The organism is Neisseria sp. HMSC066H01 (assembly GCF_001837375.1).
Taxonomy (GTDB): Bacteria; Pseudomonadota; Gammaproteobacteria; order Burkholderiales; family Neisseriaceae; genus Neisseria.
In genome coordinates, this window is the sequence record NZ_KV832193.1 from 364,334 (window position 1) to 372,022 (window position 7,689).

At 54.1% G+C, this 7,689-nt stretch carries 7 protein-coding genes; 4 read left to right on the top strand and 3 right to left on the bottom strand.

Annotation, left to right across the window (positions count from 1 at the left end; all coding sequences use genetic code 11):
• Positions 1 to 76: 76 nt before the first annotated feature.
• The 3 genes from yccS to HMPREF2551_RS04130 form a co-directional block, all read right to left on the bottom strand.
• Positions 77 to 2,212 carry a YccS family putative transporter gene (yccS, locus tag HMPREF2551_RS04120; RefSeq protein WP_070837313.1) on the bottom strand — a complete coding sequence of 712 codons (2,136 nt, stop codon included), beginning with the start codon at positions 2,210 to 2,212 and terminating at the stop codon, positions 77 to 79.
• A gap of 165 nt (positions 2,213 to 2,377) precedes the next feature.
• Positions 2,378 to 3,607 carry a PilT/PilU family type 4a pilus ATPase gene (locus tag HMPREF2551_RS04125; protein WP_070837315.1) on the bottom strand — a complete coding sequence of 410 codons (1,230 nt, stop codon included), beginning with the start codon at positions 3,605 to 3,607 and terminating at the stop codon, positions 2,378 to 2,380.
• Positions 3,608 to 3,693: 86 nt separating this feature from the next.
• Complete coding sequence (locus HMPREF2551_RS04130; RefSeq protein WP_036492519.1) at positions 3,694 to 4,740, bottom strand: type IV pilus twitching motility protein PilT; 1,047 nt, start codon at positions 4,738 to 4,740, stop codon at positions 3,694 to 3,696.
• A 117-nt stretch (positions 4,741 to 4,857) separates the two neighbouring features.
• Here HMPREF2551_RS04130 and HMPREF2551_RS04135 point away from each other — a divergent pair, with 117 nt between their 5' ends.
• The 4 genes from HMPREF2551_RS04135 (at position 4,858) to dksA (ending at position 7,638) form a co-directional block, all read left to right on the top strand.
• On the top strand, positions 4,858 to 5,556 hold the full coding sequence (locus HMPREF2551_RS04135; RefSeq protein WP_070837317.1) for a YggS family pyridoxal phosphate-dependent enzyme: 699 nt from the start codon (positions 4,858 to 4,860) through the stop codon (positions 5,554 to 5,556).
• Between the two features lie 75 nt (positions 5,557 to 5,631).
• On the top strand, positions 5,632 to 6,429 hold the full coding sequence (gene proC, locus HMPREF2551_RS04140; RefSeq protein WP_070837319.1) for a pyrroline-5-carboxylate reductase: 798 nt from the start codon (positions 5,632 to 5,634) through the stop codon (positions 6,427 to 6,429).
• A 2-nt stretch (positions 6,430 to 6,431) separates the two neighbouring features.
• Positions 6,432 to 6,989 (top strand): YggT family protein, encoded by a 558-nt coding sequence (locus tag HMPREF2551_RS04145; protein ID WP_070837321.1) that lies wholly within the window; start codon positions 6,432 to 6,434, stop codon positions 6,987 to 6,989.
• Between the two features lie 232 nt (positions 6,990 to 7,221).
• Positions 7,222 to 7,638 (top strand): RNA polymerase-binding protein DksA, encoded by a 417-nt coding sequence (dksA, locus tag HMPREF2551_RS04150; RefSeq protein WP_003747644.1) that lies wholly within the window; start codon positions 7,222 to 7,224, stop codon positions 7,636 to 7,638.
• The last annotated feature ends 51 nt before the right edge of the window (positions 7,639 to 7,689 follow it).

Below are 7,689 nucleotides of genomic sequence, written 5' to 3' on the forward strand. Positions count from 1 at the left end.
CTGAATAAAGGCCGTCTGAAATCTGGAAATCAGGTTTCAGACGGCCTTATTTATTTTGTTGAAATGTGTTATCGGTTTAGGCGGTTTGCGTATCCGACTGTCTGTGCAATGCCTGATAACACGGTGCAAGCTGGCGGATGATGAGGTCGAGCTGGTGTTTGAGGATGTGGTCTTGCTGCGCTTGTGTGTTTTGTTCAAGCTCGGCAAATTCCTGACGGATTTGGGTCATGGCCGTTTCAAAAGCCTCGGGGTCGGTTTGGGGCATTTGGGTCAGCAACTCGGCGATGTGGTGGGTCAGGCGGGCATATGGGGCGAAGGTATCGCTGCCGTCGTGATGAACCTGGTCGCGGTATGCGCCGAGCGCGGAAATGTGGCCGGTCAGCGCATAGCTGGTTTTGAGCAGGGTAAAACCGTCTTGCAGGCGGTCTTGGTATTTTTTCGGGTTGCTGCTCATGTCGGATAAGGTGCTGCTGAGGGCGGCGGTGCTTTCGTGGGCTTGGCGGCGGGTGAGGCGGTAGTCGACATCGTCGCGGCTGCCGTTTTGCAGCTGGTCGAGGATGGCGTCGAGATAGCGGCCGTTGGCAGTGATGGTCTGGGCGGCGGTGTGGCTGAGAGTGAGGTAACGCCAATCGGGCCAGAGGTAGGTGGCGGCGGCCCATGCGATAACGGAACCGACGATGGTGTCGATGATGCGGATGGGCATGGCGTGGTACACGTCCAAACCGGCAAGCGAAAGGCTGGTCAGGGCTTGGATGGTGATGAAGAAGGTGGAGAAGCTGTATTTGTAGCTTCGGGTGATGAAAAACAGGGTGGTGCTGGCGATGACAATCCAGAGTTTGGTTTCAACGGACGGGGTGAAGTAGGGGACGAGCGAACCGACAATCACACCGAGAATCGTGCCGGCGATACGTTGGTACACGCGGCTTTTGGTGGCGGTGTAGTTGGGTTGGCAGACGAAGAGGGCGGTCAGCAGAATCCAGTAGCCGAGATTGAGATGAAGGATTTCGACAATGATGCAGGCCGTGGCCACGACGATGGAGAGGCGGGTGGCATGGCGGAAGACGCCGGAGTCGAAATTGAGCTGGCTGAGGACGGTTTCGCCGATATTGCGGAACTTGGTGTTTTCAAGGGCGGCGATGCGGGTGTTAGCGTTGTCGTTTTCGGCAAGGGACGCATCGTTTTGCAGTTGCCGCAGTTGGTAATCGACGCTGCTGAGGTTGTCGAGCAGGCGGCGGATATTGTGGAGGTTGGCATTGTCGGCATGGGTCTCGGCAAAATGGCTGAGGGACTGGCGGCAGCCTTCCATGGCGCGGCCGAGGCGTTTGCTGTATGCGTAGGGTTTGTTGTTGCGCAGGGAGGCGGCAACGTTGCGGCACGCCTGGCCTTGCATTTCGAGCAGGCGGCGGATGCGGAAGATGAGGTCGGTGTTTTTGAGTTGTTCGGCCATTTCGCTGTAATCGACGTGGGCGGAGCTGATGCGTTCGTGCATGTCTTGCGCGCAGAGGTAGTAGCGCAGCATTTTGGCGGTACGCGGATGGCGGTGTTGGCCGCGCAATCGGTAGAAAAGTGCGCCGCGACATTGGTTGAAGGCGGTAATCACGCCGGTGTTGCTCATGGCCAAGTCGATTTGGCGGTTGCCCAGCCATGCGGCTTCGTCGGGATCGAAAAAGTCGGCTTTGGCATCGAAGTAGTTGCTGAGTGCGTCGTAGGCGTTGGCGACGGTTTCTTGGACGGGGCGGTGGGGCAGGATGATTTGGAAGATCAGGATGTTGACGCTGTATAGGACAGTACCCAGCAGAATCATGACGGGGTTGGTCAGCCAGTAGGTCTCGGGGGTGTAGGTCAGCGTGGTGTAGGTGGCGACGGCGAGCGCACCGAAAGCGAAGGTGCGGTATTTGAGGCCGACGGTGCCGAGGATGGTGAAGCCGAAAGTCATCAGGGTCATGGCCAAGATGAAGGGAACGCCTGTGCCGATGGTGCTTTGGGCAAGCAGCGAGGAGAGGGTAAACAGGGCAACGGTGATGACGATGTTTTTCAGACGGCCTGTGAGGCGGTTGTCCAAATCAACCAAACCACCGGCAATAATGCCGAGTACGAAGGGCATAACTAGTTTGGGCGTGTCGAAGTACCAAACGAGGGTGGCGGCGATGAACACGCTGGCGAAGACGGGTAGGGAGGCAATGATCAGAGGTTTGAGCGGCGGAGTTTTCATGATAGTGTTGTTTATTATTCGTTATGAGGTGAATGATTGGATTTTAACAGGATTTTCAGTCGGTTTCAGAATGCTTTAAATGAGATAAGGCCGTCTGAACGGATATGGGGAAATACTTGATTTCGTTTCTACATCCGTTCAGACGGCCTTTTTTGGCTTGTGCCATCAGGTCATCAGGTTGAGGTCGCTGATGCGGTCGTAGAGGCGTTCGGTATTGTTGCCCTCGTCGTGCATTTGAATGCGCAGGCGTAAATCGTTGGCAGATACCGCTTGGCGCAGGGCTTCGCTGAGTTCGATTTGGCCTTGTGTGTAGAGGTTGAAGAGGTTTTGGTCGAATGTCTGCATGCCGTTGCTGCCGGAGCGTGCCATTAGGTCGCGGATTTCCAGTAATTCGCCTTTGAAAATCAAGTCCTGCATGGCCGGAGTGTTGAGCAGGAGGTCGGTAACGGCCGTGCGTTGGCGGTTTTTCTTGATGGTGAGGCGTTGGCCGATGATGCCGACGAGGTTTAATGCTAAATCCATCAAAACCTGTTGGCGGCGGTCTTCCGGATAGAAGTTGATGATGCGCTCGATGGTTTGGGAGGCTGTGCTGGCATGGATGGTGAAAACGCACAGATGGCCGGTTTGAGCCAGTTGGAGGGCGTATTCCATGCTTTCTTCGCTGCGGACTTCGCCGATACAGACGACATCGGGCGCTTGACGCATGGCGCTTTGAACGGCGGTTTTCCAGTTGTCGGTATCGATGCCGATTTCGCGCTGGGTGAAGATGCTGCGGCAAGGTTTGTAGATAAACTCGATGGGGTCTTCGATGGTAACGATATGGCCGGGCAGCTTTTGGTTGCGGTAGTTGAGCATGGAGGCCATGGTGGTGGACTTACCCGAACCGGTCGGGCCGGCGAGGATCAGCAGGCCGCGCGGTGCAAGAGCAAGCTCTTGGAGCTTTTCGGGCAAGCCGAGGGTCTTCATCTCGGGAATGTCTTGGCTGACGCGGCGCAATACCATGCCGACGCGGCCTTGCTCGTGGTAGGCGTTGACGCGGTAGCGCGTGTTGCTGCGCGATTGGACGGAATAGTTGATTTCCCAGTCGCGGTTGAAGGCTTCGAGCTGGTCGGGGTTCATGGTGGATTCAGCGATGGCGGCGGTGTCCGCGCCGGTCAGCGCTTTGTGGGGCATGGGCGTGAGGGTACCGCCGACTTTGATGGCAGGGGGAAAGCCTGCGCTGATGAAGATGTCGGATGCGTTGCGTTTTTCGGCCTCTTCACACATGCGGTCGAGCAGGGGGTGAAGATGCGTGCCGATTTCGGCCGGGGTGGGGATGTGCGGTGCTTGGTTTTTTTGTGAGTAGGCTTGCACCATTTCGCTTAACAGGTCGTGCAGAGGGGCGAGGTCGCTCATGATGATTCTCTTTAAAACGGGTATTCGGTCAGGCTCAAAGGCCGTCTGAAAACGGGATGATGGGGTTCAGACGGCCTGAGTATGGTTTAGAAAATAGAGAGGTTTTCGATGTTTTGCGCTTTGCTGCGTGCCATCTCGGGGCTGATGGTGCCTTGGCGGACAAGGGTTTGCAGGGCTTGATCGAGGGTTTGCATACCGTGGGCCTGACCGGTTTGGAGGGCGGCGTTGATTTGGGCGATTTTGTTCTCGCGGATGAGGTTGCGCACGGCCGGTGTGGAAATCAGGATTTCGTGTGCGGCGACGCGGCCGTTGCCGTCGCGGGTTTTCAGCAGGGTTTGGGAAATGATGGCGCGCAAGGATTCGGACAACATGGAGCGCACGATTTCTTTTTCGCCTGCAGGGAATACGTCGACAATACGGTCAATGGTTTTGGCGGCACCGGTCGTGTGCAGCGTGCCGAAAACCAAGTGGCCGGTTTCGGCGGCGGTCAGGGCGAGGGAGATGGTTTCAGGGTCGCGCATCTCACCGATCAAAATCACGTCTGGGTCTTCGCGCAGGGCGGAACGCAGGGCGTTGGTGAAGCTGTGGGTATGCTGATGCAGCTCGCGTTGGTTGATGAGCGCCTTTTTGCTTTGATGGACGAACTCAATCGGGTCTTCGATGGTCAGAATGTGGGCCGGTTGGGTTTCGTTGATGTAGTTGACCATCGCCGCCAGCGTGGTGGATTTACCCGAACCGGTCGGGCCGGTTACCAAGACCAAACCGCGCGGATTTTCGGCAATTTTTTGGAAAATGCGCGGCGCACGCAATTCTTCCAGCGTCAGGACGGTGCTAGGAATGGTACGGAATACGGCGGCCGGGCCGCGTTCGGTCATAAAGGCGTTGACGCGGAAACGGGCAACATTGGGCAGCTCAAATGAGAAATCGACTTCAAAATCCTGTTGATAGAGCTTGCGCTGGTGGTCGTTCATGACTGAGGTAATCATGGTACCGACTTCTTCCGGGCTCATCTCGGGCAGGTTGATGCGGCGGATGTCGCCGTGTACGCGTATCATAGGGGAAATGCCCGAACTCAAATGGAGGTCGGAGGCTTTGTTTTTCACGCCGAACGCGAGTAAGTCGGTAATCTGCATAATGTGGCCTTGTTTTGGTTTAGAATAATAAAATTGCTTTATTTTAAATAGATAAATCCGTTCGACCAAGTAAAATTTTTAAAATGCCGAGTGATGAACGGGTTAAAGGAGAAAACCATGTCGGTATTGCAACAAAACTATCGGGACGTATGCCGGGCGATTGAACAGGCGGCTGAGGCTGCAGGGCGGCCTGCGGGTGCGGTAAAGCTGGTGGCAGTCAGCAAGACGTTTCCGGCGGACGATATCCGCGAAGTGTATGCGGCCGGTCAGCGCGATTTTGGCGAGAACTATATTCAGGAATGGTTTGAAAAAACGGAAACGCTGGCTGATTTGCCGGATATTGTTTGGCACGTTATCGGCGATGTGCAGTCCAATAAAACCAAATTTGTGGCCGAACGCGCACATTGGGTCCATACGATAGGCCGTCTGAAAACGGCGCGGCGCTTGAGCGAACAAAGGCCGTCTGAAATGCCGCCGTTGCAGGTGTGTATTGAAGTGAACATTGCCGCTGAAGAGGCGAAACACGGCGTGGCACCCGATGAAGCGGTCGGGCTGGCCCTTGAAGTGGCCAAGTTGCCGAATATTCAAGTGCGCGGATTGATGTGTGTGGCCAAGGCCGACAGTAGCGACGATGAGTTACGCAGCCAGTTTCATACCATGCAGCGGCTATTGGTTGAGTTGAACGCGGCAGGCATAGAAGCAGATGTTTTGTCTATGGGTATGTCCGGAGATATGCCAATCGCGGTAGAATGCGGCGCAACCCATGTCCGCATCGGCAGCGCGATTTTCGGCAAGCGGCATTATCCTCAAGCGTAAAATTAATGGCCGTCTGAACAGGGTAGACAGCAGTTTCAGACGGCCTGATCGATATCACAAAGGAGTGACATATATATGAATATCTATTTTCTCGGCGGCGGCAATATGGCGACTGCCATTGCAGGCGGTTTGGTCAAACAAGACGGCTATCGTGTCCACATTGTCGAACGCGGCACCGAAAGACGGGCGCAACTGGTGCAAGAATTGGGCGTAGCCACTTCTGAAAACCTGCCCGAATTGAGTGCGGACGATGTCCTCATTCTCGCCGTCAAACCGCAAGACATGCAGGCAGCCTGTCAAAACATCCGTTTAAATGGCGCGCTGGTGTTGTCCGTAGCGGCCGGATTGTCCATCGATACCCTCAGCCATTATTTGGGCGGTACACGCCGTATCGTGCGCATTATGCCCAATACGCCGGCTAAAATCGGTTTGGGCGTATCCGGTATGTTTGCCGATGTAAGTGTTTCAGAAGCCGACCGCGCAGCCACAGACGGCATCATGCGTTCTGTCGGCACGACCATTTGGCTGAACGAGGAAGAGCAACTCCACAATATTACCGGCATCAGCGGCAGCGGACCCGCCTACGTTTTCTATCTGTTGGGCGCGCTCCAAAATGCGGCTTTGGCACAAGGTTTCAACGAGCAAGATGCACGCGAACTGAGCCTTGCCACATTTAAAGGCGCAGTGGCTTTGGCCGAACAAACCGGCGAAGCATTCGCACAATTACAGCAAAACGTAACTTCCAAAGGCGGCACGACACACGAAGCCATCGAAACCTTCAAAGCCCGTCACGTTGCCGAAGCCATCGAACAGGGCGTAGAAGCCTGCGTTAAACGTTCGCAAGAAATGGCGCAACAATACAAGGCCGTCTGAACATGCGCGGCGACTTGCTCCTATTATTGGCAGACGCCGTTGCCATCCTGTGTATCACACGCTTTTTGCTCCGATACGCAGGATTGGCAGCAGAACACCCCCTGCTCAAATTCAGCATACAGGCAACAGGCTGGCTGACCAAACCTTGGCAAAAAGCATTTCCAAGCGGCGAGAAAACCGATTGGTACTGCCTGCCCGCAGGTTTTCTGGTGTATTACCTTGCCTGTACCACCATTATTTTCATCTCGCCGGCATTATCCATCAGCAATAAGCTGATTCTGGCAAACTTCTGGTTTGCCATACTCCATATGCTGAAAGCCGCAGCCTATACATTACTTATCGCTCTGATTATCAGAATGGTGTCCAGCATACAGGGCCGCTATTCGCCGTTGACCTATGCCATCGAACGAATCCTGCAGCCATTGCTCAAACCGTTTTCCTTTTTACGCACAGGGCGATACGATTTTTCAGGCAGTTTGCTGGCACTCTTATTATGGTTGTGGCTGACACGATGGTTTCCCCAGCTTATCCAGCAAACAAATCTATGGTTGCTCCAATAGGCCGTCTGAAAGCGCAGCAGGTATTAACGACCAAAAATACAACGTCCTAAAAAGCGCATTAATATATTTAGGCGTAAGGTAGTGCAAAAAAGTGCAAATCGAAATATAAAGAACAAATGAATAGGTAAAACATGATATGATTCGCCCAATTTCCAAAACGGAAATTCAAGAAAACCCAATAAAAGCAAACCCGTAGCATCCAAATCATTAACATAAACCGAAAGCAGACACCATGGCAAAGCTGACAGAACAAGATATTTTAAACTGGGATGGTCCTGAAGAGGACTACATGAACAGCGACCAATTGGCCTTCTTCCGCGAACTACTGGTTAAAATGCAAGAAGAGCTGATTGAAAATGCAAACACCACTACCGGCCATCTCCAAGAGCACGAATCCGCCCCCGATCCTGCCGACCGCGCTACCCAAGAAGAAGAATACGCTTTAGAACTGCGTACCCGCGACCGCGAGCGTAAACTTCTCAGCAAAGTGCAAGCAACCATCCGCAGCATTGACGAAGGCGATTACGGTTTCTGTGCCGATACCGGCGAACCCATCGGCCTCAAACGCCTGCTGGCACGTCCGACCGCGACACTGTCCGTAGAAGCGCAAGAGCGACGCGAACGAATGAAAAAACAGTTTGCCGACTAAAAATATAGACATAAAACCTCAAAAAGGCCGTCTGAAACCAAAATTTCAGAC

Bases quoted from the DNA above. Each gene is read 5' to 3' on its own strand.
- yccS (WP_070837313.1), bottom strand. From the start codon at position 2,212: ATGAAAACTCCGCCGCTCAAACCTCTGATCATTGCCTCCCTACCCGTC.
- HMPREF2551_RS04125 (WP_070837315.1), bottom strand. From the start codon at position 3,607: ATGAGCGACCTCGCCCCTCTGCACGACCTGTTAAGCGAAATGGTGCAA.
- HMPREF2551_RS04130 (WP_036492519.1), bottom strand. From the start codon at position 4,740: ATGCAGATTACCGACTTACTCGCGTTCGGCGTGAAAAACAAAGCCTCC.
- HMPREF2551_RS04135 (WP_070837317.1), top strand. From the start codon at position 4,858: ATGTCGGTATTGCAACAAAACTATCGGGACGTATGCCGGGCGATTGAA.
- proC (WP_070837319.1), top strand. From the start codon at position 5,632: ATGAATATCTATTTTCTCGGCGGCGGCAATATGGCGACTGCCATTGCA.
- HMPREF2551_RS04145 (WP_070837321.1), top strand. From the start codon at position 6,432: ATGCGCGGCGACTTGCTCCTATTATTGGCAGACGCCGTTGCCATCCTG.
- dksA (WP_003747644.1), top strand. From the start codon at position 7,222: ATGGCAAAGCTGACAGAACAAGATATTTTAAACTGGGATGGTCCTGAA.